This window comes from Chromatocurvus halotolerans (assembly GCF_004340525.1).
Taxonomy (GTDB): Bacteria; Pseudomonadota; Gammaproteobacteria; order Pseudomonadales; family Halieaceae; genus Chromatocurvus; species Chromatocurvus halotolerans.
This window is the reverse complement of sequence record NZ_SLWX01000002.1, coordinates 332674-355967: the sequence shown is the minus strand read 5'-3', so window position 1 is coordinate 355967 and position 23294 is coordinate 332674. Positions and strand designations below refer to the sequence as shown.

Here is a 23294-nt window from a genome sequence, read left to right as displayed (position 1 = left end):
TTAACAGACAAAGGAATAGCGGGACGATTATGCCTTGCCATCAGAGGTGTCAGAAATGGAGACCTCCGCGACGAGCTGATTGATGCCCTCGGCAATAATTTCCGGATGATCCTCGGGCGTGAAATGTTTTCCGCCCTCAATCCGCTGCAGCGGCGCAGAGAGATCGCTCGCGAAGCGTTCGCCGTAGTCGATTTTCTGAAACGTGTCCGCGACGCCCCAGACGATGCGGGCAGGTATTCCCAGACTGGGCAGGTCTCCTGCGATTGAGAGTGTGTCCTGTACGTCCAGTGATTTCACCTGCCGGACAAAGGCGGCCGCACCGCCATGGTCCCTGTAATTGGGCCAGTGCGCGTCGATGGCTTCCTCGGCCCGTACACTGTCGTCATGCCCACGCTTTATGAAATTCTGAAAGACCTGCTTGAATACAGAATCGGGCAGATGCCGAACCAGCCCTCCGGCCATGCGCATGGCCTTCACGCTCGGGATCGGCCAGGAATCGTAACCAATCGCATTGGTCAGAAAGAGGCCACGGCACAAGCCGGGGTTACGCACGGCTGCGATCTGGGCGACTCCCCCGCCGAGATCATGCCCGACGAAAATAGCTTGCTCGACCCCCAGATGTTTCAGCCAGCTTGCGAGATAATCAGCCTGGCGCCCTATGGATATGTCACGATCATGACCCTCTGGGATGGACGCTCCATACCCAACCATTTCCCAGGCAAGGCAGCGCGCCCCGGAAATCCGGGGCACGACGTGTCGCCATAGCGCGGGAGATGCCGGGATTCCGTGGATCAGGATGACGGGCATGCCGTCACCTGCCTCTTCCCATCTCATGGTAATCCCGTCAACCACTGTCGTATTGCTGTTCATGGGTTGTCCCCGGTATCGCCATGTGGCTGAAACTGCAAGGTTCGGTCTGCTTTAGCGTTCATCAGCCAGTACCACGTGCGGGGTAGTCTTTTTCCTGGATAACCCCCACGCCCATCTTGATCATTTCCAGATCCGGCCGACAGAAAGGCGCGCTGGAAATCTCGGCAAAATGCAGCCCGCCATCGGGTCGAATAAAGAAAAGGCCCGGTTCGGCGAAAGGCTGGTCCGCCTCTGCGTCGCTGAGTGGGGTGGAAATGTACAGGCCCAGCGCCCGCGCCTGGTCGATACCCAGACCATAAGCAACCTCGAAATCCAGGCCCGCATCGGCTGCAAATTTACTCGCCTTGTCCTCAGGGTCAGTGGACACCGCGACAATCTGGACGTGCAATTTCTCGAAGTCGTCTTTCATGTCGTTAAGCTGCCGCAGATACTTCTTGCAGATTGGACAATGCAGTCCGCGGTAGATGACCAGCAGTTGCCACTTTCTCTCGGGTGGTTGACCGAGCGCTACGGTCTCGCCACTGAGCGCTTGCAACGTGATCTGTGGAAACGGCTTGTCGATTTTTACCTGTGTTGTCATGATCTGACTCCTTGATGAACTTTATTGATCCTTGGTCTGTATTGTGACTGTACTCCGATGGGACCCGCAGTAAGTTCGGTAACGCTCAGACGCGTTACGAGCGCCATGGGCGGAGCGCGCGCAGGAACGGCCGACCTGGGGCATTCAAACGATCGACGGTCAAACTCTTTCCACAGCCGCGTGCTCTGCATTCTGCTCACTCCTCACCCACGACCGTCTGTTCCCGCATTTCCTCCGGCCACCGAGCAATGACTGTGTCCACTGAGCCATAACGCGACATCGCTCCGTCAAACTGATTCATGTAGGTCAAGCCGAGATTGATTCCGTCAACGACGATATTGCGCACCACCCAGCGGCGCTCGTCATCGCGGCGCATGGCGTACGACAGGGAGTAGCTCTCGCCATCTGCGGTGGTCGCCTGCATGCGAACTGTGGCTTTAGCCGCTGTTTCCGCGTCAAAATCGACGGGCATATCGAGAACACGGGCTTCCTTGATCTCGAAGGTTCTGAAGCTCCTTGCATACAGCGACACCAGGCTCTCCCGGAACACGCTGGCAAACTCTTGAACCTGCTTGTCAGATGCGGCTCCAGCGTGTTTTCCCATGACGCCCCGGGCAATGGACTCGAAATCCACCACAGCCTCGAGAGTCGAGAGCAACTCGTCGGCGAGTGCTGACACTGAGACCGCCTCCCCTGTCTCAGTGTGCGATTCGAGAACCTGCAATACCCTGTCCGTCGATTGCTCAATGAGAACCGCGGGGTTGTTGTTCTCTTCCTGCGCGATGGAGAATCCCGGAAGATATGAAACTAACGCCGCCAGCGCGAAAAATACGATTTGCCTGTGTTTCATGATGAACCTGCTTGTCTATCGAGAGTTGTGTTGTGGAGCGCCCGCGCATTGCAGCTATCACGCCGCTGGTATACCAGCACCAGAAGGCTCGGCAACAGTGCAAGATTGGCCAGCAGTGCCAGTACCATGGCCAAGGCCGTCATGAGTCCAAAGTAGACCGTCGGCATGAAATTGGAAAAGCCCAGGACGGAGAAACCGATAACTACCGTAATGGAGGTGTAGTAGATCGCGTTGCCAATACTTGCATGGCTGTTTTGAACGGCGGCTTTTGCGTTACCCGTTCGCGCATATTCCTCGCGGAATCGATGCAGGTAGTGGATGGCGTCATCGACGCCGATGCCGATAATGATGGCAGCGATAGTGATCGTCATGATGTCGAGGGGAATACCCGCGAATCCCATGATGCCGAGCGCAGTTGCCGCCGCCAGCAGGTTGGGAAGCAATCCCAGAAGAGCCAGGCGCACTGAGCGCAGCAGCACCAGAAACATCAAGAGAGTCGCAATCACCACGAACATGAGCGTCGATGTCTGGGAATTGAACAGGTGCTTGAGCATGCCATTGAACAGCACGGCCATGCCGGTAACCCTGACACGGTTCTGGGAAAGGCCCATCTCCGTGGTCGCGAACGCCTCGATATCGCGAATAAGAGTATCCAGCTGATAATCTACATCCGCTTCATGCAGCCGGACCGCGACCCGCAAACGCCCGCTTTCCGGCATTGCGTAAGGCGCGATGAGCTCACTCCGAAGATGCTCCGGCATGGCATCGAGCGCCGCCACCAGCTCCACCGCGCCGAGAGGCCTGCCGTCATTGAAGTCCCGGGCGATCAACTCAAGGTTATACAGGGACAGGACCTTGCCAACGGCGCGCTGCGCCTCGAGAAATCCGTGCAGCTCCTCCAGATACTCGATCTTCGCCGGCGTGAACCAGTATCGCTCCGGGTAGTCATCCACTTCATCCGTAAAGAAATCACTGCTTTCGTCCAGATCCTGACCCTCGAATGGATCGAAGCGCAGGATGATATCCATCGGCACAGTGCCACCCAGATGGCGGTCAATGAAAGCGAGCCCCTCGTGAATCTCCGTATCGGCACGGAAGTAGTCGACAAACCTGTTCTCCAGACTGAGGCGATTGATACCCGCTGCCGCAAAAAGAAAAAGAAACAGCATTACAGCCAGCAGGACAGGGGCTCTTGTGACGGCAATGCCACTGAGCCATCGCGTCAGTGCCGGTTCGTGATGCAGCGTAGGGCTCGATTCGCCTTTTGGTAGGAGCAGCAGTACGGCGGCAAAAAAACTGTAGCTCACGAGAAAGGATATGACGATGCCAACGCTCATGATCCAGCCAAAATCCATGACCGGCACAATGTCACTGGTTATCAGCGAGGCAAACGCCACCACAGTCGTCAGTGCCGTATAGAAGCAGGGCGCCAGCTTGTCCATCATGGTGCGGAATACGAGATCGACGTGCCGGTCACCAGGGTGCTCGCTGCGCAGTTCCCGATAACGCGATATCAGGTGGATGCTGAAGGAAATCGTGATAATGACCAGTAAGGAAATGAAGTTGGACGAAACTACCGTGGTCGGCTGTCGCAGATACCCAAGCACACCTATCGTCAGGAATACGGAAACGCCGGTACTGGCCAGCGGAACAACGACCCATCGAATGCGCCGGAAAAGTATGAACAGCATGATCGTCACAAGCAGCAAGACCAGCGCACCGAAGGTCATGACGTCCTGCTTCACGTAATCCACCATGTCAGCTGCGATCATGGGCACGCCGCCGAGATGGGCTACTACATCGTCGCCAAGATCGTCGCGAATGGCTCGCACCTCTGCCAGTAAGTTATCCCTCTGCACCAGGCTGTTTTCCTGAGCTTCGCGATATCGGGCCTCGGCCTGTTCAAGCTGCTGGCGCTGCGAAGCCCCCGGCTCCGCAATCGATTGCAGTCGGTCCCGCTCATGCCTCGCTGCCTGCAGTTCGCTGTCTGTCTCGAGCGTGATACGCAGCGCGGTCGCTGAACCATCGTCCGAAATCAGCAGGTCCTTAAAGACCGGGCTGTTGGTCAGCTCTTTCTTCGCCATTGCGTAATCCACATCCTGCGACTGCAGCGTGCGATAATTCGTCGCCAGTTCACTCAGCGACAGGGGTGGGCTCTGCAACAGCGGAGCGTCGAGTATGGAGTCCACGGACTTAACGCCCTCAACCCGCTCGAGCCGGGTGACAAGCCTGTCGAGATCGCCCAGCACCGCGTCACTCAGGAGCTCCTGATTGCGCGGCATGTACGTCATGACGAGAAATCCCTCGCCCCCGAACTGACCGCTGACCTCGCGATAATAAATGAGATCCGGATCGCCTTCGGCGACCAGCGTGTCTTCCGATGCATCAAAGCGAAACCCGTCGACATGCATGAACGCCAGGACCACCAGCCCCAGAAAGATCAGTAGGATTAGCACCGGATAATCGAGGCACTCCCGGTACCGCCCCGACATGAACCCACCGAACCTGCCACGAATAGTTGATGTCTTCATTCGGACGTTTCTCCGCTGGTGGAATCCGTCATTTTTCCGCGTGTCATTCATCCAGGAAGGGATCCGACTCGTCGGCTTCTCCATCACGGATCAGGTCTGCCCGGCGCTGCAGGTACGCGTCGCGTATGAAAAGATAGCGATCACCGCCAACAAGTTTCTCGACCTCCAGCAGTTGCGCCCGCAGGTCTATGAATTCGGTGACAAATGCCGAAAAGCGAAACTCGTCTTCCGCGTAAGTCGGTGGATAGGTAAAAAGCCCCGCGATGTCGCCCGCTCCGTCCCTGAAACCGGAGGCCCCGATAAAGGGCACCACGAGGTAGGGCCCTGAAGGCACGCCCCAAACGGCGAGTGTCTGGCCAAAGTCCTCGACGTCCTTCTCCAGGCCAGAACGGCTGGCAACGTCAAAAATACCCAGCACTCCGACCGTCGAGTTAATCACGAATCGCCCAATATCACGCATCCCCTCGCCCGGTTTGCCTTGCAGAAACTGATTGATAATCGTCGTCGGCGTCCGAAGATTATCGAACACATTACCCACACTGTTACGCACGGGTGTCGGCAGGACGTTGACGTAACCTTTTGCCAGTGGCTTCAGGATTGCGCCGTCGACTGTATCGTTGAAGGCGAACATCTGACGGTTGAACGGCTCGAGCGGATCCTGCCGCCTTTCCGCTTGTGCACAACCCCCGAGAAGGATGCTGCCGATGAGAACGATTGGTGCCGTCCATCGACCACGAAACCCCTGCAACATCCCTTTCACGCCACCCTCCAGATTGATCGATCAGTTGTTTGGCCTGCCACGGCACGCTACTTTGAGGCGTGAGGAGGCATAATGTTACAAATGTCGACCACACGGAGATGGAGAAACCACCATGAAGAATCGAATCCGCAAGAGTATTTCGCTGGCGTTTGCCATCACGAGCGTGGCCGTGGCAGCCGATGTCACCGACACTGACGTTGAACGCCTGGAGGCTGTTCTCCCCGATCAGACGGAGGATCACAAGGCCAGACATTCCAGCCGTAACCCGGCAGGCACCCTGGCCTTTTTCGGCATAACACCGGGCATGACGGTGGTAGAAGTATTGCCGGGTGGTGGCTGGTATTCCCGCGTGCTGGCCGACAACGTGGCCGGAACAGGCCCGCGACGGGCACGGCGATAAAGGCCCTCGCATTATCGGCCAGCGGATCGGCTCGATTGGGGAGCACTACAATGGATCCGCAGGTGCCGTTCTCTTCATTCGCGCACTGCAAAACCTCAACCGTTTGCAGAATCGAGGGGGCTTTCGTTCTGCCGCAATTGCCTGGTCAGTGCTCAAACCCGGCGGCGTGGTTGGCGTCGTACAGCACATGGCGCCTCCGGGCCGCTCGGCCGAATGGGCAGATGGCTCACGCGGCTACATGAATCGCAACGTTGTCATCCGCTACTTCGAGAACGTGGGTTTTGAACTGGTGGCGGAGAGCGACATCAACCGCAATCCGGACGATCAACCTGGCATGGACGACATTGTCTGGCGCCTGCCGCCCAGTCTGCGTACCAGTCAGGATGATCCGGCGCTGTGGGTCCACTATGAGGAAATCGGCGAGTCTAACCGCATGACGCTGCTGTTTCGCAAGCCCGAGGCGTCCTGAGATGCTATGTGCCACACCAGCTTCAGGGGCGGGTGGGGTTGCGCCAGCATCAGCCATCAGGTGAATGGCCACAAGTAACCTTGTTGCAGTCGGTGCGCTCTACGCGCTGTCGCTCGGAGAAAAACCCATCCCGCGGGCGAAATCCAGGTAGGGTTGGGCGCATTCGCGGGTTTCCTGCTGCCGGGACCGCGAAGCCCCGAGATGCGCGTCACTGGTCATGACGCCACAGCCCTCGACAATGCGGTTCATGCAATTGAAAAGCGCAAAGACGTTGTAAGCGGCGAGGAGTTCACGCTCGGCAATCGTCCAGTCGGACTCGCCGTGCAGCACAATGTCATGGAACTCCGTGAGCGGCCACACACCTCGACCAAAGGGTTTGAGCACATCGCTAAGGTGTGGCGCTTCACGTACGGAGGGAAATCGGGACCTCTTATCAGTCTCCTTTACACGAGTCGGGTTCCGCCTCGCCGGAAAGTGCTCCTGTAACACTACCACTCGATTCGCATCCAACAGGATGCATGATTGCAATTGGATTCCACACGATTTTTAACATGGATATCCTGGACCCGGCGATCAGAGGGACTGTACCTGGATGAAAAAGGACACCAGAAATCTCGTGATCCTCGGCGGCGGCTTCGCCGGAACACGCCTGGCTGCGGACATTGAACGAAAATTGCCCAAAGACTGGGATATTTACCTGCTGAACCGCACAAATGAACCCGGAGAACTGCGTTTCGATCAGCTGGTATTGGCCACGGGTGTTGAAGCCAATACCAGCCTGCTGCCGGGAATGCATGAACATGCGCTGCCGCTCAAGACCGTCGGCGATGCACTTCGCCTACGCAATATCGCCATAGAACGCCTTGAGCAGGCGACCATTCACCCGCAGAGCGATCGGCGCCGTCAACTGCTGCACTTCACCGTGATCGGTGGCGGTTTCTCCGGGGTAGAGATCGCAGGCGAGCTGGAAGACTTCCTCAAGTCCGCAACCCGGTATTACAAGAACGTAGATCCCGATGATGTGCACATTACGCTGCTGCACGGCACCGACACCCTGCTGCCGGAGCTTTCGCGGAAGCTCGGAAAGAAAACCCAGTTATTGTTTGAAAAACGAAGAATCGATGTTCGACTGAATACCCGTGCAGCGCGAATCGAACCAGGTGAAGTGATTTTGGCTTCCGGCGAGAGAATTGGCAGTGGCACCATTATCTGTACGATAGGCACAGCACCCACGACCTATAATCAGGTGGCCTGACCTGCCATTGGAGCGGGGTCGAATTCGCGTCAATGGCGATATGTCTGTCACGGGTGTCTGGGCACTGGGTGATTGCGCGCTGGTCCCCAACGCCCGCAGCGGAGAACTGTCGCCGCCGACAGCTCAATTTGCTGATCGTCAGGCGCGACTGCTTGTCAGCAATATTGTTGCCGACCTGAAGGGCAAACCGACCCGTCTTTTTGCCTACAAACCTGCGGGCATGCTCGCCTCTATCGGTCGTAACAACTCTGTTGCCCAGATCTATGGCCTGCGCTTTTCCGGGCTGATCGCATTCATGCTCTGGCGCGGCATATATCTGTTGAAGGTACCGACACTCTCGCGCAAGCTGCGGCTCTTCCTGGAATGGAACTACGCAATGGTGACACCACCGGACCTTGTGCATCTGGGCTTCAAGAATACCGGCGATAGCGACTGACTCGGATGCACTGCCCGGAACGTCACCCGGCGCGCCGGAAACCACCCTCCGGACCGACAAAATAACGTTCGCCGTCGGCGTCAATGATCGCCGACGTCGCTTCGGACTGGCCGCGCCGCCGAAACCGGCGCTCCGATACGGGTATCAGCAAGCGCTTCCTGTTGCCCATGACGGTAAACAGCTGATTGCCCTCGCTTAGTACCTGCAGCGTGCGGCCGCTACTGCCGTCGCCGAAACGCCAGGTTTGAGGCAGATATCTGCCCTGAAGTGCCTCAATCTCTCGCTGTCCCAGATAATGGATTTCAGGTTCCGCCACGGCCGGCAATTCCCTCGTCAGGTAGGACTCGACATCACGGCGCATGGCATTCAGCACATCGGCGTTGAACGCATTTACTACAAGGAAGTAACCGCTATGATTACGCTTTGTGTAGCCGTAGCGCGAGAGGTAGCCGTCCGCATCGCCGCCATGACCATGAAACCGCGTGCCCCCATGCATCCAGCTGTAAGCCCCCGCCCCATAACCGGATGCCACGCCGGCAGAAGCGACGAGGCCTGTTGTCGGTTGCCGGGTTCGGCGAATGACCGTCTCAGGAAAGACCTGCACACCCTCCAACTCTCCATCCTGCATCAACATGCGCAGGAACCTGCTCATGTCATTGACTGTGGTGTTCAGGCCGCCGAAAGGGCGGTAGACCATATTCCAGTAGGGTATGTGGGTTTCGCCGTCGGTATCATAGCCGGTAACCAGACGGCGCCGCTGATGCTCCGACAGGAAGAAACCGCTATCGTTCATCTGCAAGGGTCCAAACAGCTCTCGTTGCAGATAGTCCTCGTAGTCAGAGCCTGCAATGACCTCAATGGCTCGTCCGGCGAAGGCGTATCCGAGATTGGAGTAGGAAGCAAAAAGGCCTGGCTGCCAGGCAGTATTATGCTTCGATCGATACCGCGTCAGCGTTGACGATAATGGAATGGCATCGGAATCGTTGAACTCGAATTCGGATTTCGAAATATCCGTGAAGCCTGCAGTGTGTTCCAGCAGCTGTGCCAATGTCACAGGCGCTTCAGCGGCCCAGTCGTTACTAAAAAGATCGGAACCAGCCACGTCAAGCACCGGTGCATCAAGGTCGACATCCTGTGTTCTAGCAAGGTCAACGAGCGCCAGCGCCGTGAATGACTTCGTGATCGATCCGATACGAAACAGGGATTCCCCCGTTACCGGCCCGGAGCCGTCGTGATCCATGATGCCAAGACCGCCGCTGAATACCACCTTGCCTTCTTCCACCAGAGCGAGGCCGACAGCGGAAATACGGTTGATCCTCCTATGACGGTCCAATCGGTCCAGCAATGCCACCAAATCCTTACCGATGTCTGCCGACTTTTCCTGTAGCTGGATCTCAAGCTGCTCAAGGGCTCCTCCGTACTCAGGAAAGCCCGGGCGCTCGCGAAATTCACGCAAAAGACCGGAAAACAGCGGTTCTCCCGCAATTCGATCGAACTCCTCTACCAGACCGGCCACTCGGGTGTGACGCTCCCGACAACAGGCGACGTAGGCACGAAGCAGGTTCGACAAGCCACCGCCACTGCCTTGCCTGAGTGCCGTATCCGCCAGCAGAAAGTAAACCGCTCCTCCCCAATAGTAGGTAGGGTAGGCGCCGGCACGTCGCAGCTCGCGGGATGCAGCTGCGAGGGGGATATCGGGGAGACGGTATGACAACCTCGCTCGCGCCATTCGCTCACGATAGGCTCCGGTGATGCCCGCCGCATCCATCTCACCCATATGACGCATAACCTGATACTGCAGGTAACTGGCGAAGCCCTCGGCAAACCAGCTATCGGCCTCCCCGAGGTAGGGTATCAGCAGATGGCTCAACTCGTGCGACGCCGTCCAGTCAGCATAAAACGCCTTGCGCGGGAATGCCGGGTCGACGTGAAAATTCACCCCCTGCCTGCGACCGCGTCGGGTATTGGCCCACGGCACGGGCTCGCCACGGTCGGCCAGGCGATAGAAATGGATGTCAATATCGAAGGGCAACGGCGCGACGAGGCTCTCCAGCGCAGACAGCGTATGTGTGATCCAGGATTTCAGCATGGCCTGTTCGTTATTGGAAAACTTGTCCTCCCAGTGCCAGGCGATTTCGGCGCGAGCGGCGCCTGCCGCAAGCCCCGTCAATAGCCAGAGGGCGAGCAGGGTTTTGACCATCCTGAACTTCATGCCTTTGTATTCCCTCAGGAGTGAGACATAACGTGATGTTCGCGACACGAGGCGCTAACCTCAGGATCCACGGGCCTCGCGGCAACATGCATTATGGCAGTGAGGGCAGCAAGACCGTAAGGCACGAAACGCAGGGGCGAAAAAAAATGTAACAAAACCGCTACCCCAACATCCAACCCTTGCAAGTCACATTAACAGCGAGGAGACAACCATGAACAGCAAAGCAAACACGACAAGCAACGCAATCCGGACAGCCCTGGGTATTGCCTTCATATCCAGCTCAATGGCAGCACCCCTGTCCGCAGTCGCAGAAAACCCCTTTGTCGCCAATGATCTCGGCAGCGGCTACCAGCTGGCCAGCAATCATGCCGAGGGTAAGTGCGGCGAAGGCAAGTGTGGCGGTGACGGCGAGAAGTCGGCCGAAGGCAAGTGCGGTGAAGGCAAGTGCGGCGGTGACGGTGAGAAGTCGGCCGAAGGCAAGTGCGGTGAAGGCAAGTGCGGCGGTGACGGTGAGAAGTCGGCCGAAGGCAAATGCGGTGAAGGCAAGTGCGGCGGTGACGGTGAGAAGTCGGCCGAGGGCAAATGCGGTGAAGGCAAGTGCGGCGCATAAATTCGCGCACATCTATCACTCATGAAAACCAGTGAAGCACAGACTCCTGCCCTCTCGGGGGCAGGACTCGGACTGCGACGGGCCCTCACCGGCCCGCTGCTTTCAGTTGACAATGACCGACCTGATTTTCTCGAGGTCGCACCGGAGAACTGGATTAGGGCGGGCGGACGCTGTAGGCGCGACCTCGATGCACTCGCCGAGCGTTATTCCCTGGCCAGCCACGGCCTGTCGCTGTCCATTGGCAGCCCGGATCCGCTGGACGCCGACCTGCTGGACAGCCTCCGTCAGTTCATTGACCGATACAACATCCGCTACTACACCGAGCACCTGAGCTACTGCAGCGAAGCCGGCCATCTGTACGACCTGCTCCCAATGCCCTTCTGTGAGGAAGCAGTCTATTATGTTGCTGCCCGTATCCGCCAGGTTCAGGAACATCTTGGACAGCGTATCGGCATGGAGAACATCTCCTACTACGCTGATTTTGGCGACGGCATGTCGGAGTCGGATTTCATATCCGCGGTGGCCAATGAGGCTGACTGCGACATTCTGCTGGACGTCAACAACGTCTACGTCAATTCGATCAATCACCGCTACGACCCCCGTGCCTTTATCGACAGCCTGCCGCTGTCGCGAGTGAAGTACCTGCACGTGGCGGGCCACTACGATGAAGACGCTGACCTCAAGATCGATACTCACGGCGCCGCCGTGATCGACCCGGTCTGGGAGCTTCTGGAATATACCTACCGCATGACCGGCCCACTGCCGACGCTTCTGGAGCGGGATTTTAATCTGCCACCGCTGGGGGAGCTGATGCAGGAGGTGTCGCGGGTACGCAGTGCGCAGTCCGACGCGCGTGCAACGGTGCGAATGGCCAGTTCCCAATGAGCCAGGATTTTCACGAGGTGCAGCGAAAGGTGGCAAATTACTTACGCGATCCCGCGTCCAACCCACCGCCCGGTGCGATAGAGCAGCGCAGGCTGAAGGTTTACCAGGATCTTTTCTATAACAACATGGAGGGATTCCTGCGCCAGGGATTTCCCGTGCTGCACCGGATCCTCGACGTTGCAGGCACCTGGCATCCGCTGGTGCGCAGGTTTTTTGCGACGCATGCCTGCGAGACGCCCTACTTCACCGACATATCCGCGGAATTTGTCAGCTGGCTGCAAGCCGGTGGCGCCCCGCCAGAGTACCCGGCCTACGCAGCGGAGCTCGCCCACTATGAATGGATGGAGCTTGTGCTGGCGCTGCAGGACGCGCCGACACCCCCGGCAGGACTGCGCACCACCGGTGATGTCATGTCACTCTGCCCGGTGCTCAACCCTGTGTTGCGGACACTGCGCTATCACTGGCCAGTGGCGACCCTGGGACCGGACAATCCGGACGCCGAGCTGTTGCCTGAGCTCATGCACCTGCTCATGTACCGCGATCACAAAGACGTCGTGCGATTCATGGCGATCAATCAGCCCACGGCTGAACTGCTTGAGCAGTTGAGGTCAGGCGCTGAAACGCCCCGCACTGGGTGTTACCACCTGCAGCGCCTGGCCGAGAGCATGCCAGGGATGGAACCCGGGCGCGTCCTGGCATTTGGCCAGTCGCTCCTCGAGGACTTTATCGAACGCGGAATCCTGATTGGACTGCTTCCCTGCGACCCGGAATCCACACAATCTAACGACTGAATATGGGAAAGCCACATGATCACGACGAGTATGACCCGCCTGCACGACTGGTTGAATATGACGCGGCAGCTGGATTTTCTGGCGCCGCTCCTGCTCCGGCTGTACCTGGGTCCGGTCTTTATCTCCGCAGGTATCAACAAGCTGGTCGCCTGGGACAATACCGTCGCCTGGTTCGGCAACGCCGACTGGGGGCTGGGCCTGCCACTGCCAGGCCTGATGGCTTTTCTCGCCGTCAGTGCGGAACTGGTTGGCGGTTTCCTGCTGATCCTGGGCCTGGCGACACGTTACATCGCCATACCCCTTATGATCACAATGCTGGTGGCGGCATTTTCGGTGCATTGGGAGAATGGCTGGTTTGCCATCGCACCTTCCGATCCTTCCACCAGCATGGCGAAGCCACTGGCCGGTGCGGGCATACCGGGGGCGCAGGCAAGCCTGGAGAATAGCGAGGAGGTCGGTCGACGTCTGGACGCGGCGCGCAGCCTGCTGCGCGAACACGGCAACTATGGCTGGCTGACCGGCAGGGGTACTTTCGTGGTGCTGAACAACGGCATTGAATTCGCCGCCACCTATTTCATCATGCTGCTGTCGCTGTTCTTTACCGGCGCCGGGCGCTACGTCAGTCTGGACTACTGGTTTGCAGCACGGTTTCTCCGTAACCGGTAAAGACACGATGGGGACAATTCTGCGGCTCGTCGTGATCCTGGTGCTGACTGCCGGACGGATACAGGAATCTTCTGCGGGCGACTGCGTTGGCATACGCGTTCAGGTCCTGGGTTCCGGCGGCCCCGAAATTGATGATGGAAGAAGCAGCAGTTCCTACCTGCTGTGGCAGGGTGATTCGGCGCGGCTGTTGTTGGATGCAGGCTCAGGCAGTAGCCTCGGCTTTGGCAGCGCAGGCGCGCGCTTCGCTGACCTTGATGCCATTCTGCTGAGCCACCTTCACACGGACCACTCCGTAGACATTCCAGCATTCATCAAGGGTTCATTCTTCACGGACCGCAATACTAATCTTGTCATTGCCGGCCCCGCGGGCAATGATCGAATGCCTCGCACGAGCACGTTCATGAAAAGGCTGATCGGCCCGGATGGTGCCTTCCGCTATCTCAGCAGCTACCTTGAGGATGGCACAGAGGCCTACACGCTGAGCACTCTCGACATGCCCGCGCAAAGCGTGGGGCACCTGAGCGGCGAGGGGTGGCACGCGAGCTCACTGCCCGTGCGACACGGACCCATACCAGCCCTGGCCTGGCGTGCAGACCTCGGCGGCTGTGTCGTGGTCTATGCGGGTGATATGTCTGGTGCGCCCGAGACATTTACGGCCTTCGCACGCAACGCGGACCTTTTGATTCTGCACGCCGCAGTTCCCGAAAACGCCGGAGCTACAGCCAGACGACTGCATATGATCCCGAGTGAACTGGTGTCCCTGGCTAACCAGCTGACACCAGAGCGGATTCTGCTATCGCACTTCATGAAGCGCAGCGAGCAGGAAGCGCCCGAGAGCTTCCAGAGAATGGTCGCACCGGTGGTGCTTGCTCGCGATGGGTTGAGTCTCGATCTCTAATAGACCCTTCAATCGATTATCAGGGATTTACTGTAACGGTCGCCAGCGATCACGGGGCCAACCCTGTAACAAAGCCGCTCCCTTTGAATCCAAGCGAGGGCATATTCCTGACTGTCACGCCTGGAGGTTCCACATGCAGATCTTTATTCACGTGTTTCTCGCCCTGTCATTAGCGCTATTGGGAGGAGCCCCAGTGAATGCAAATGACATCGCCATCGAGGGCTACAGCCCTGTCTCCTATTTCACCAAAGACCGGGCAGAGAAAGGCCATCCACGTTTCGCCGCAATTCACAACGGTAAAATCTACTACCTCAGATCCAGTGAGCAGATGGCGACTTTCAACCAGAACCCCGAAAAATACGTCCCGGCGCTGGGTGCCCACTGCCCCTACAGCCTGGCATTGGGACGGGACGTGGCCGTCGACCCGGAGCGATTCAAGTTGATCGACGGTCGACTATACCTGTTTCACAAATCTGAAGAGCTTGACGCCCTGCGCGACTGGAACAACGCTGAGAACCAGCAGGAACTGCTTGAGCGCGCCGAAGGGCGCTTCGAGCTATTCAATTTCTAGTGGCACACAAATTCTTAACATTGCAGAGCGCGTGGGGCGCCCGCCGAGGACCAGAACCGTGCCGCGGCGACATCATTCGCGGGACCCATTGACATGATTGCGGGCGTTACCGGCAACGCGCTTCTACTCTTCGGGCTGGCTTTCCTGGGCATCGCGCTGGGGAGGACCCTGCGCCTTGAAATGACCCTTGCCTGCCTTCTCACCGGTCTCGCAGCGGGACAGCTCCTGGCGCCTCTCGGACTTGATACAGGTGTTCGGGCGCACAATATTGAAGATCTCGTCTTCTTTATCCTACTGCCACCACTCCTGTTTCAAGCCGCCTGGCACATCAGGCTGACTGAACTCCGACAGTGGTTACTGCCGATCATCACGCTGTCGACCGTTGGCGTTGCCCTGAGCGCCCTCGCGACCGCTTTACTGACCTACTTCGTTATCGATCACCCCGGATTTCCCTGGCTGGCAGCCATGCTCGCCGGCGCCATTCTTGCTGCTATCGACCCCGTCGCCGTTGTGACTCGCCTGAAGGACGAGCGTGCGGCAGAGGACGTGACCACGCTGATTGAAGGTGAAAGCCTGCTGAACGATGCCACCGCCGCCATACTTTTCGGACTGGTTCTCGCCTGCGCGCTTGACGCGGACGGAACGCTGAACGTCGTGTCAACCGGTGCCCTGGTGCTGCGAAATCTCCTGATCGCGCCACTTGTCGGTGCAACCCTGGGGCTATTGCTCCACTTCCTGATCCGCTACCTGTCCAGCGCGACGACGACGCACGGTTTGCTGGTATTTGCAGCTTTCAGCAGCTTTTTCATCGCCGAGTCGCTCCTGCACGTTTCGGGCATTATCTCCGTGGTTGCAACGGGCATGTGCATGCGCTGGCTGTTCTCACAGCACGACGCCGTTCCCGCTGCCGACCTGGACGTCACCTGGAACTGGCTGGGTGGAACATGGATAGCCTTCACCTACATGCTCATGGGACTGGTCATCGTGCCGTCGATGTTCCTTGATCAGTGGCTCGCAGCGCTTCTTGCTGTTCCCGTCGCCCTTGTCAGTCGAGGCATTGCCGTTTACGGGTCAACATGGCCCGCGACTGTCCTTGGGGCAAAGCAGGCTGTACCCAATGCCTGGCGGCCACTGTTGATATGGGGGGGATTGCGCGGCGCGATCGCTATCGCACTGGTTCTGTCACTGCCCACGGAACTGCCCTACTGGTATACCGTGCAGGCAATGGTATTCAGCGTCGTCCTTTTCAGCAGCCTGATTCAGGGTACAACCACAGGGTGGCTGATAAGACGTCTCGGCCTCGCCGGTCAGCCAGCAACCCCTCGCAGAGAGCGTTCATGAAACTACTACGGTTGGCCACACTGCTCACATGCCTGACGTTCACCTCCGGTGCAGGCGCCTTCGATCACAGCGAATGGAATCGGCTGCTGGGCCGCTTCGTGTCGGCCACGGAAAACGGCGACAGCACCACCATCGACTACGCCGGTGTTCAGGGGCAGCGGGGCAGACTGCGCAGCTATCTGGATCGGCTCTCTGATGTGGAGGCGGAGACATTCGCAGCATGGCGCGAGTCGGAACGCCTCGCCTTCCTGATCAACGCCTACAACGCCTGGACAGTCGAGCTGATCCTCGGCGAGTATCCCGATATCGCGTCCATAAGAGACATTGGTGGCTGGTTCGGCTCCCCCTGGAAAAAGTCCATTGCCCCACTCCTGGGCGAGAAACGCACGCTGGACGAAATCGAGCATAAAATGATTCGCGGCTCAGGTGAATCTGACGAACCGCGGATTCATTTTGCCGTGAACTGCGCGAGCATCGGCTGTCCCGCGCTCCGGTCAGAGGCGTACGTCGCGGACAAACTGGACGCACAGCTGGAAGCGCAGACACGGGATTTTCTCAAGGATCGAAGTCGCAACCGGTGGCGCGACGGCAGGCTGTATGTTTCGCCAATCTTCAAATGGTACCGGGAAGACTTCGAGACAGGGTGGCGAGGTACCCACTCGCTCGCGGGTTTCCTAGTCCGCTATGCAGATGCACTGAAACTGTCTGCGGATCAGACAGAAGCGCTGCACGCGGGCAGCGTGGAGATCCGCTACACAGACTATGACTGGCGCCTGAATGACAGCAGGCCCCCGGACGAGTAGTTATGCGTTCCCGTTCAATACAGCGGCCGCTCATTCAGAGTCTGTTGCTGCTTACACTGGCCGGCTGCATCGGCAGCCCGGACAAGCCTGACCTTGCGCGACTCTATGAATCGGCGAAGGGCCAGGCAGAGCAGCCGCCGCTTATTCTGATTCCGGGGGTCCTCGGTTCGCGACTGAAACGCGAGGATGGCACCGAGGCATGGCCGGGGAGTATCGGAAAACTGCTGGTATCCCGATACCAGGACCTGGCGATGCCCATCGACGAGGACACGCTTCAGCCGCACCCCGGCAGTCTGGAACCGGGCGCGCTCTTTGACAAGGCGGCTGGACGTGAATATTACAGCCGCATCATCAAGCTACTTGAGGGGCCCGGCGGATACCGGCGCGGCGCCGCGGGAGTCGCGCCCGATGACAGCGCGCCGCGCTACTACGTCATGACCTACGACTGGCGCCAGGACGCCGTGCAAAGCGCTCGCGAACTGGACCGACTCATCCGGACGATTCGCAGCGACCACGCGAGCCCTGACCTCCGGGTGGATATTATCGGCCATTCCATGGGTGGGTTGATCGCACGCTACTACAGTCGCTATGGGACCGCAGACGTACTGAACAACAACCAGTTTGACGCAGACGATCCAGGGGCCAGTCGCCTGCGCCGGCTGGTTCTGGTCGGCACCCCAAACCTCGGTTCTATCGGTGCCATTCGCTCACTGATCAACGGTGAGCATCTTGGTCTGCGCCGGTCACCACCAGAGGTCCTGATGACAATGCCTGCGATCTACCAGCTCTTCCCGCATGCCCTGGATAACTGGCTGTACACCTTATCCGGGGATCCGCTACAGCGGGACCAGTTTGATGCGGCTATCTGGCAGCGCTTCAGAATGGGGCCCTGGGATCCCGCGGTGAAGGAAAGACTGATACGTCGCTACGGGACAACTGCCGCAGAGATACGTATCGCCACATTGCGCGAATACTTCGACAAACAGCTTGAGCGTGCGCGCCGCTTCACCTGGTCACTCAGCCTGGAAACCGCCGCCGAATCAGCCGAATCACTCGTATTCGGCGGGGATTGCAGCCTGACGCCGGCGAATCTCGTCGTCGAGGAGGTAAAGGGAGAATCCGTGCTGAGACTGTGGCCGGAGAATATACAACACCCTACCGCGGGAATTGATTATTCGAGACTCATGCTGGAACCCGGCGACGGCACGGTAACAAAAGCATCCTTGCTCGGGCGTGAGGAGCTGGACCCAACCGCTCCAAGGCACAAATACCTGCACTTTGCACCCCGCAACGTGTTCTTCTTCTGCGAGCGACATGAAGTGCTGACAGGCAATATCACCTTTCAGGACAACCTGCTACATGCACTGCTGCGGGTCGACTGATGGAGAACGTTGCTACCAATCGAATGTGAATGCTGGGCTCGCTGGCACTCTAGGCTGGCGGTAACGCCCTACGTGAGCCATCTGGCTTACCCAATATAAGGTCCAGGTCCGCAGTCGGGTCAACCTCATCGCCAGATTGATTAAAAAACGGGAAATTGGCACCCAGCGATGCGTAAACAGGTGAAAGGCGCCATCACGCTCAATACCCGGGCCAATGGCTTTTAGGCGTTCGCCGAATCGACGCTAAACTACGTCTCGCGGCAGAAAGCGCGCGACAATACAAGCGAGTGTCGCGCCAATGGGGTAAAACAAAAGAAACCAGTAGAAGTCCCTGTCAGAGGCCGAAGAGTGCTCAGCGAGCAAGGGTCATGAGAGCGGCGCCCGGTAAATACGGCGCTGTGACGATCACGTAGATGACAAAATAAGCCGCGGGCACAAAAACCGGATATCGTGCCAGCTGCCCGGCAAAGAATTCGAGGCTGTCGCTGGACCACGCTAGTATCAGGTATTCATCCAGTTCAAGGATGAAAAGCGCGGCAAGCAGCTCCCCGAGCGCAGCAGCCATTAGCAGTTTCTTTTTCACGAGTCGCCCTGCTTCGCTTACCGAACACAAATAATTGAAGGTGCGTCATACACAAGACGATCCTGTATATATGCGGCTCGTGATGGTCCGTTACCGAAATTCTTCAGGCAATATACCAGCGCGTATAAAATGCCCGCTCATACAAAAGCCCGGAAGCCGAATAGGTTAGACCCTGTAACAACTGCGGTGGTGCCGCATCCAAATCAAAAGCATCTGACAGCGGCTCGATAGGCGAGTGCTTAGGAGAGGTTCGTGAGATTACAAAGTATATTGAATGATCGAACTAAAAGACGCGAGCGCGAAAGGCCTTTCAAGAACAGACACCGCTCCCCTGTTCTCGTGATTTTAATAGTGCTGGCCGCAAAGTCAGGCATCCTGCTTGCCCAGTCGGGCCCTCAGGCTCTTGAGGAAGTTATCGTCACCGCGCAGAAGCAGGAGCAATCGCTGCAGGACGTTACGTTATCTATTGACGTTCTAAGAGGGCGTGAGCTGGCTATGATAAGGGCGTCTGCGCAGGATGTGCTGTTCCTGGCGGCCCGCTCTCCAAGTGTTTATGCAGAGTCGTCCTCGGGGCGAACATTCCCCCGCTTCTACATTCGCGGCCTCGGAAACACGGACTTTGATCTGAACGCAGGGCAGCCGGTTTCTCTGGTCTACGACGATGTTGTTCTGGAAAATTCTATTTTGAAGGGTTTTCCTGTTTTTGATACCGACCGCATCGAGATCGTGAGAGGCCCACAAGGCACGCTGTACGGGCGCAATACACCCGCAGGGGTCATAAGGTTTGAGTCGGCAAAGCCCTCGTCAGACCGGGAAGGCTACCTGCGAGGCGCTTTCGGGCGTTTCAACACCGTGGATATCGAAGGAGCATTCAACGCACCGTTGGACAGCGAGGTGATCAGCATCAGGGCATCTGGCCTCTATCAACGGCGCGACGATTTTGTAGATAACCGATTCCCCGGTGGTGAGGACGGATTTGAAGAATTCGAGGAGTACGCGGCCCGCGTACAGGTTCTGTATCAGCCAGCCCATAATTTCTCAGCGCTACTGAATATTCATGGTCGTCAACTCGATGGGGGTTCCAGACTGTTCAGAGCCAACATCATCGAACCCGGAACAGATGATCTGGTGAATGACTTTCGTCTTACCGAGACAGCCCAGGACGCCACTCAAATACTCGAGGTGGATAATTTTGGCACCAGCCTCAAGTTGGACTGGCAACTCCCTGTGGGCACGCTCACTTCCATCTCCGCGTATGAAACAGTGAGAGCAAACGCCCGTGGTGACGTCGACGGCGGCTTTGGCGCGGACTTTGCGCCGCCGGTAGGCCCGGGATCAATTCCGTTTTCAGCGGAAACAGCAGACAACATTACCGGACACAAACAAATTACACAGGAATTACGCTTGGCCACTAGCGTGTCACGAGACGTGGGCGCGACTCTGGGCGTGTTCGTCTTCTACGAAAACCTGGAAATTGAGAATCTGAGTTTCGATACGCTGTCAGACGGCTTACTCAATGGGCTTGCGATTCAGGATCAGGAAACTCAAGCCTGGGCAATTTTTGCTTCGACCCGATGGCAGATTACACAACCACTTGAAATCAATGCAGGGTTGCGTCTATCGGGCGAGGAAAAAGAGCTCGTCGCGTCTCGCCTGGTCGCCCCCTTTGGAGCGCCTGCCCTCGGCCCCGTGCGGCGAGATATCGATGACACCGTCCTGTCTGGCGATATGAGTGTGCGCTATGCTCTCACCAAGCAACACAGCATTTATGGTCGCTATGCCCGCAGCTTCAGGGCGCCCAATCTTCAAGGCCGTATTGTCTTTGGCGACTCTGTCACTGTAGCGGGTACCGAGATTATCGACTCAGTTGAGTTTGGTCTTCGCTCCGAATTCATTGGCGGACGAGCGCGGCTAAACGCAACCACGTTCTACTTCCGGACGGACGACCAGCAACTGACAGCGGTCGGTGGCGCCGGCAATTTCAACCAACTACTCAACGCGGATTCGGTGAATGGTTATGGCGTTGAGATTGATCTATCGATGCAGCTGATTGAAGGTATATTGCTACAGGCTGGATACAGCTTGAACCACACGGAAATTGAAGATCCAGGTCTCGAGGTCGCGGTGTGCGCCGTCGAATGTACGATTCTGGATCCTGTTAACCCGGAGACGGGTAATGCCCTAATTGATGGAAATTCGCTTCCTCAGGCACCGGAACATATTGCCAATGCCAGCCTGCTCTACGAAGCTCTGCTGCCCGGAGATTGGGGAAAAATGTCACTATCTGGCGATGTGTCCTACCGCAGCAGGGTAAACTTCTTCCTCTACGACAGCGTCGAGTTCCGCGGCGATGATGAAACGGTAGTTGGGGTTCGGGCCGCGTTTGTACCCAGCGGAACGACGTATGAGTTCGCCATATTTGGCCGTAACATCTTTGACGATCGCTCGGTAAAAGGAGGCATTGATTTTAACAATTTCTCCGGATTTGTGAGTGAACCCCGAACCTGGGGCGTTGAGGCGAGAGTGATGTTTTGATGTGTGATCGCCCCTGACGACTGTGGCCTAAAACCGGATACGGAAGGCGCACTGTAAATCATGCACCCGCAGTTGCGGCAATCACCCATATTCGCACAGGAATATAACCGACGCTTACGCAAACTGTCTGGTCGCGGCCGGCAACGAGTCACCCCTAAGCCGGGCCACTAAGAAATTGTAACAAGAAGTCTCGCTCTGCATCCAGAATAGGTGAGTCTTATTGAGGAGAGCGCAATGCAAACGAAGCGACCACTTGTACTGATAATATTGTTGCTTCTCATCCTGCAATCGGCATACGCGATTACCAAAAACGGCTTTGACCTGGAGGGCGCGACAATCCCTCCGAACGAGATCAAATCGGGCGGGCCGCCGCGGGATGGCATTCCTGCCATCAACGAACCGATTTTCATTCCTGCCAAAGAGGCACGGTTTGTTGACAGCGACGACCGAGTCATGGGCGTTGTTATCAACGGTCGCCCCCGGGCCTACCCCATTGCGATCCTCAACTGGCACGAACTGGTCAACGACAAGATCGGAAACCAGCACTTCACCGTCAGTTATTGTCCCCTGTGCGGAACGGGAATGGTTTTTGCGACCAACGTAGAGAATGAGGCACTGATCTTCGGCGTATCCGGGCTCCTTTATAACAGCGACATGCTCCTCTATGATCGCAATACGATGTCGCTCTGGTCACAGATTCTCGGTGAGGCGATCAGTGGCCCGCTCGTTGGCACCAGCCTGCCGCAGCTGTCGGCCAGGCACACGAGCTGGGAACAATGGCAGAGCGAGCACCCCGAAACAGAAGTACTGAGTCGTGACACCGGGTTTCGTCGGGACTACGGGCGCAGCCCCTACCGGGGTTACGAGAAATCGCCTCGTCTGTTCTTCGAAGTCGCCAACAATGCCCCCGGTACCTACCAACGCAAGGCGCTGGTGATGGGTGTCTCCGTGGACGGGACCCACAAAGCCTACCCCTTCGAGGAACTCACCCGCAACGGGCAGGCGCGCTTCATCGATACCGTCAACGGAGAACGCCTGGAGATCCACTGGGATGAAGCTTCCCAGAGCGCATGGGCTGTCTCGGAGGCCGGCAGTGATTACCCGACGACAACGGGGTTCTGGTTTGCCTGGTACGCGTTCTTTCCGGAAACCCAGGTGTATACCGCTGGGCAGGACAATTGATTCAACCCCGTGCAACAGGATATCCGCACACTACGGCGCACGCATTAGGTTCAAAGCCCTGGAGCAACAGAAATGCTTGACCGTTACGCCCGTCAGCTGATCGATCCACCGTTGAACCGTATGGGTCGCGCTCTGGCGGCGAGCGGCTTTACAGCGGACAGCGTAACCGTGACCGGTCTGGCTCTGGGGCTGCTGTCTGCCCTGTTGATCGCGATGGGCGTACCCGGGTGGGCGCTTGTCCCATTGCTGGCCAGTCGACTTGCGGATGGTCTGGATGGCGCGGTGGCCCGGGCGACGCGAAAAACCGATTTCGGCGGCTATCTGGATATCGCCGTGGACTTTCTGTTCTACGGAGCGATCCCGGCGGCCTTTGTGATTCACGATCCGGCGAGCAACGGCGCTGCAGGCGCTTTTCTGCTGGCATCGTTCTATTTCAATGGGACGAGTTTTCTGGGCTATGCCATTCTGGCTGAAAAGCATGGGCAGATGACCGACGCCCAGGGCCAGAAAACCCTTTTCTATTCCGACGGCCTTCTGGAAGGCACCGAGACCATCCTGTTCCTTGTGGCACTGTGTTTGCTGCCCGCCTATTTTTCACCGCTGGCATGGGTCTTTGGTGTCCTTTGCTTTGCGACGGCTATACTGAGAATTTATGCCGCAAAACGTATATTCACGACGTAGAGG

At 57.6% G+C, this 23294-nt stretch carries 24 protein-coding genes; 16 read left to right on the top strand and 8 right to left on the bottom strand.

Annotation, left to right across the window (positions count from 1 at the left end):
- Window positions 1–27 precede the first annotated feature (27 nt).
- From EV688_RS03835 to EV688_RS03815, 5 genes are all read right to left on the bottom strand, one after another.
- Complete coding sequence (locus tag EV688_RS03835; RefSeq protein ID WP_117314729.1) at window positions 28–870, bottom strand: alpha/beta fold hydrolase; 843 nt, start codon at window positions 868–870, stop codon at window positions 28–30.
- Between the two features lie 61 nt (window positions 871–931).
- Window positions 932–1450 carry a peroxiredoxin-like family protein gene (locus EV688_RS03830; protein WP_117314728.1) on the bottom strand — a complete coding sequence of 173 codons (519 nt, stop codon included), beginning with the start codon at window positions 1448–1450 and terminating at the stop codon, window positions 932–934.
- A 196-nt stretch (window positions 1451–1646) separates the two neighbouring features.
- Window positions 1647–2300, bottom strand: a complete 654-nt coding sequence (locus EV688_RS03825; protein WP_117314727.1) for an MlaC/ttg2D family ABC transporter substrate-binding protein — start codon at window positions 2298–2300, stop codon at window positions 1647–1649.
- The gene (locus tag EV688_RS03820) at window positions 2297–4831 is read right to left on the bottom strand and encodes an efflux RND transporter permease subunit (protein ID WP_162883769.1); all 2535 of its coding nucleotides are present in this window, start codon (window positions 4829–4831) and stop codon (window positions 2297–2299) included. The genes EV688_RS03825 and EV688_RS03820 overlap by 4 nt, the downstream gene beginning before the upstream one ends.
- Window positions 4832–4874: 43 nt before the next feature.
- Window positions 4875–5582 (bottom strand): MlaA family lipoprotein, encoded by a 708-nt coding sequence (locus EV688_RS03815; protein ID WP_117314725.1) that lies wholly within the window; start codon window positions 5580–5582, stop codon window positions 4875–4877.
- Window positions 5583–5703: 121 nt separating this feature from the next.
- Here EV688_RS03815 and EV688_RS03810 point away from each other — a divergent pair, with 121 nt between their 5' ends.
- Together EV688_RS03810 and EV688_RS03805 are read left to right on the top strand one after the other, a co-directional pair.
- The gene (locus tag EV688_RS03810; protein WP_117314724.1) at window positions 5704–5991 is read left to right on the top strand and encodes a hypothetical protein; all 288 of its coding nucleotides are present in this window, start codon (window positions 5704–5706) and stop codon (window positions 5989–5991) included.
- Between the two features lie 148 nt (window positions 5992–6139).
- Window positions 6140–6460, top strand: a complete 321-nt coding sequence (locus EV688_RS03805; protein ID WP_117314723.1) for a hypothetical protein — start codon at window positions 6140–6142, stop codon at window positions 6458–6460.
- A gap of 99 nt (window positions 6461–6559) precedes the next feature.
- Here EV688_RS03805 and EV688_RS03800 read toward each other — a convergent pair whose 3' ends face one another.
- A complete protein-coding gene (locus EV688_RS03800; RefSeq protein ID WP_117314722.1) occupies window positions 6560–6820 on the bottom strand; it encodes a hypothetical protein in 261 nt (86 codons plus the stop codon).
- A 232-nt stretch (window positions 6821–7052) separates the two neighbouring features.
- On the opposite strand from EV688_RS03800, the gene EV688_RS03795 reads away from it, so the two are divergent.
- Both EV688_RS03795 and EV688_RS03790 read left to right on the top strand, forming a co-directional pair.
- Window positions 7053–7715: an NAD(P)/FAD-dependent oxidoreductase gene (locus EV688_RS03795; protein ID WP_117314721.1), complete on the top strand. Its 663-nt coding sequence runs from the start codon at window positions 7053–7055 to the stop codon at window positions 7713–7715.
- 40 nt (window positions 7716–7755) lie between these two features.
- Window positions 7756–8151 carry an NAD(P)/FAD-dependent oxidoreductase gene (locus EV688_RS03790; protein WP_117314720.1) on the top strand — a complete coding sequence of 132 codons (396 nt, stop codon included), beginning with the start codon at window positions 7756–7758 and terminating at the stop codon, window positions 8149–8151.
- A 22-nt stretch (window positions 8152–8173) separates the two neighbouring features.
- Here the strand turns inward: EV688_RS03790 and EV688_RS03785 are convergent, their stop codons facing one another.
- Window positions 8174–10363 (bottom strand): serine hydrolase, encoded by a 2190-nt coding sequence (locus EV688_RS03785; protein ID WP_117314719.1) that lies wholly within the window; start codon window positions 10361–10363, stop codon window positions 8174–8176.
- 211 nt (window positions 10364–10574) lie between these two features.
- Between EV688_RS03785 and EV688_RS03780 the strand changes: the two genes are divergently transcribed.
- The 9 genes from EV688_RS03780 (at window position 10575) to EV688_RS03740 (ending at window position 18310) form a co-directional block, all read left to right on the top strand.
- Window positions 10575–10973, top strand: a complete 399-nt coding sequence (locus EV688_RS03780) for an HvfA family oxazolone/thioamide-modified RiPP metallophore (protein WP_131917543.1) — start codon at window positions 10575–10577, stop codon at window positions 10971–10973.
- Between the two features lie 21 nt (window positions 10974–10994).
- Entirely contained in the window at window positions 10995–11858 is an 864-nt protein-coding gene (locus EV688_RS03775) for an HvfB family MNIO-type RiPP peptide maturase (protein WP_117314718.1), read from the top strand.
- The gene (locus EV688_RS03770) at window positions 11855–12649 is read left to right on the top strand and encodes an HvfC family RiPP maturation protein (RefSeq protein ID WP_117314717.1); all 795 of its coding nucleotides are present in this window, start codon (window positions 11855–11857) and stop codon (window positions 12647–12649) included. The genes EV688_RS03775 and EV688_RS03770 overlap by 4 nt, the downstream gene beginning before the upstream one ends.
- A 15-nt stretch (window positions 12650–12664) precedes the next feature.
- Window positions 12665–13315: an HvfX family Cu-binding RiPP maturation protein gene (locus tag EV688_RS03765; protein WP_117314716.1), complete on the top strand. Its 651-nt coding sequence runs from the start codon at window positions 12665–12667 to the stop codon at window positions 13313–13315.
- A 7-nt stretch (window positions 13316–13322) separates the two neighbouring features.
- The gene (locus tag EV688_RS03760) at window positions 13323–14213 is read left to right on the top strand and encodes an MBL fold metallo-hydrolase (protein WP_117314715.1); all 891 of its coding nucleotides are present in this window, start codon (window positions 13323–13325) and stop codon (window positions 14211–14213) included.
- Window positions 14214–14346: 133 nt separating this feature from the next.
- Complete coding sequence (locus tag EV688_RS03755) at window positions 14347–14784, top strand: YHS domain-containing (seleno)protein (RefSeq protein ID WP_131917542.1); 438 nt, start codon at window positions 14347–14349, stop codon at window positions 14782–14784.
- Window positions 14785–14877: 93 nt separating this feature from the next.
- Window positions 14878–16125 (top strand): cation:proton antiporter, encoded by a 1248-nt coding sequence (locus EV688_RS03750; protein ID WP_117314713.1) that lies wholly within the window; start codon window positions 14878–14880, stop codon window positions 16123–16125.
- Window positions 16122–16928 (top strand): DUF547 domain-containing protein, encoded by an 807-nt coding sequence (locus EV688_RS03745; protein WP_117314712.1) that lies wholly within the window; start codon window positions 16122–16124, stop codon window positions 16926–16928. Before EV688_RS03750 ends, EV688_RS03745 begins: the two co-directional genes overlap by 4 nt.
- A 2-nt stretch (window positions 16929–16930) precedes the next feature.
- On the top strand, window positions 16931–18310 hold the full coding sequence (locus tag EV688_RS03740) for an esterase/lipase family protein (RefSeq protein ID WP_117314711.1): 1380 nt from the start codon (window positions 16931–16933) through the stop codon (window positions 18308–18310).
- 352 nt (window positions 18311–18662) lie between these two features.
- Here EV688_RS03740 and EV688_RS03735 read toward each other — a convergent pair whose 3' ends face one another.
- Window positions 18663–18893, bottom strand: a complete 231-nt coding sequence (locus EV688_RS03735) for a hypothetical protein (protein ID WP_131917541.1) — start codon at window positions 18891–18893, stop codon at window positions 18663–18665.
- Window positions 18894–19145: 252 nt separating this feature from the next.
- On the opposite strand from EV688_RS03735, the gene EV688_RS03730 reads away from it, so the two are divergent.
- The 3 genes from EV688_RS03730 (at window position 19146) to EV688_RS03720 (ending at window position 23291) form a co-directional block, all read left to right on the top strand.
- Window positions 19146–21428 carry a TonB-dependent receptor gene (locus EV688_RS03730; RefSeq protein WP_117314709.1) on the top strand — a complete coding sequence of 761 codons (2283 nt, stop codon included), beginning with the start codon at window positions 19146–19148 and terminating at the stop codon, window positions 21426–21428.
- 234 nt (window positions 21429–21662) lie between these two features.
- Entirely contained in the window at window positions 21663–22610 is a 948-nt protein-coding gene (locus tag EV688_RS03725; RefSeq protein WP_117314708.1) for a DUF3179 domain-containing protein, read from the top strand.
- 72 nt (window positions 22611–22682) lie between these two features.
- Complete coding sequence (locus tag EV688_RS03720) at window positions 22683–23291, top strand: CDP-alcohol phosphatidyltransferase family protein (RefSeq protein WP_117314707.1); 609 nt, start codon at window positions 22683–22685, stop codon at window positions 23289–23291.
- The last annotated feature ends 3 nt before the right edge of the window (window positions 23292–23294 follow it).

Coding starts and splice junctions, on each gene's coding strand:
- EV688_RS03755 (WP_131917542.1), top strand. CDS start 14,347: ATGCAGATCTTTATTCACGTGTTTCTCGCCCTGTCATTAGCGCTATTG.
- EV688_RS03815 (WP_117314725.1), bottom strand. CDS start 5,582: ATGTTGCAGGGGTTTCGTGGTCGATGGACGGCACCAATCGTTCTCATC.
- EV688_RS03760 (WP_117314715.1), top strand. CDS start 13,323: ATGGGGACAATTCTGCGGCTCGTCGTGATCCTGGTGCTGACTGCCGGA.
- EV688_RS03795 (WP_117314721.1), top strand. CDS start 7,053: ATGAAAAAGGACACCAGAAATCTCGTGATCCTCGGCGGCGGCTTCGCC.
- EV688_RS03785 (WP_117314719.1), bottom strand. CDS start 10,363: ATGAAGTTCAGGATGGTCAAAACCCTGCTCGCCCTCTGGCTATTGACG.
- EV688_RS03780 (WP_131917543.1), top strand. CDS start 10,575: ATGAACAGCAAAGCAAACACGACAAGCAACGCAATCCGGACAGCCCTG.
- EV688_RS03790 (WP_117314720.1), top strand. CDS start 7,756: ATGTCTGTCACGGGTGTCTGGGCACTGGGTGATTGCGCGCTGGTCCCC.
- EV688_RS03740 (WP_117314711.1), top strand. CDS start 16,931: ATGCGTTCCCGTTCAATACAGCGGCCGCTCATTCAGAGTCTGTTGCTG.
- EV688_RS03830 (WP_117314728.1), bottom strand. CDS start 1,450: ATGACAACACAGGTAAAAATCGACAAGCCGTTTCCACAGATCACGTTG.
- EV688_RS03820 (WP_162883769.1), bottom strand. CDS start 4,831: ATGAAGACATCAACTATTCGTGGCAGGTTCGGTGGGTTCATGTCGGGG.
- EV688_RS03835 (WP_117314729.1), bottom strand. CDS start 870: ATGAACAGCAATACGACAGTGGTTGACGGGATTACCATGAGATGGGAA.
- EV688_RS03810 (WP_117314724.1), top strand. CDS start 5,704: ATGAAGAATCGAATCCGCAAGAGTATTTCGCTGGCGTTTGCCATCACG.
- EV688_RS03770 (WP_117314717.1), top strand. CDS start 11,855: ATGAGCCAGGATTTTCACGAGGTGCAGCGAAAGGTGGCAAATTACTTA.
- EV688_RS03725 (WP_117314708.1), top strand. CDS start 21,663: ATGCAAACGAAGCGACCACTTGTACTGATAATATTGTTGCTTCTCATC.
- EV688_RS03825 (WP_117314727.1), bottom strand. CDS start 2,300: ATGAAACACAGGCAAATCGTATTTTTCGCGCTGGCGGCGTTAGTTTCA.
- EV688_RS03745 (WP_117314712.1), top strand. CDS start 16,122: ATGAAACTACTACGGTTGGCCACACTGCTCACATGCCTGACGTTCACC.
- EV688_RS03750 (WP_117314713.1), top strand. CDS start 14,878: ATGATTGCGGGCGTTACCGGCAACGCGCTTCTACTCTTCGGGCTGGCT.
- EV688_RS03765 (WP_117314716.1), top strand. CDS start 12,665: ATGATCACGACGAGTATGACCCGCCTGCACGACTGGTTGAATATGACG.
- EV688_RS03720 (WP_117314707.1), top strand. CDS start 22,683: ATGCTTGACCGTTACGCCCGTCAGCTGATCGATCCACCGTTGAACCGT.
- EV688_RS03775 (WP_117314718.1), top strand. CDS start 10,995: ATGAAAACCAGTGAAGCACAGACTCCTGCCCTCTCGGGGGCAGGACTC.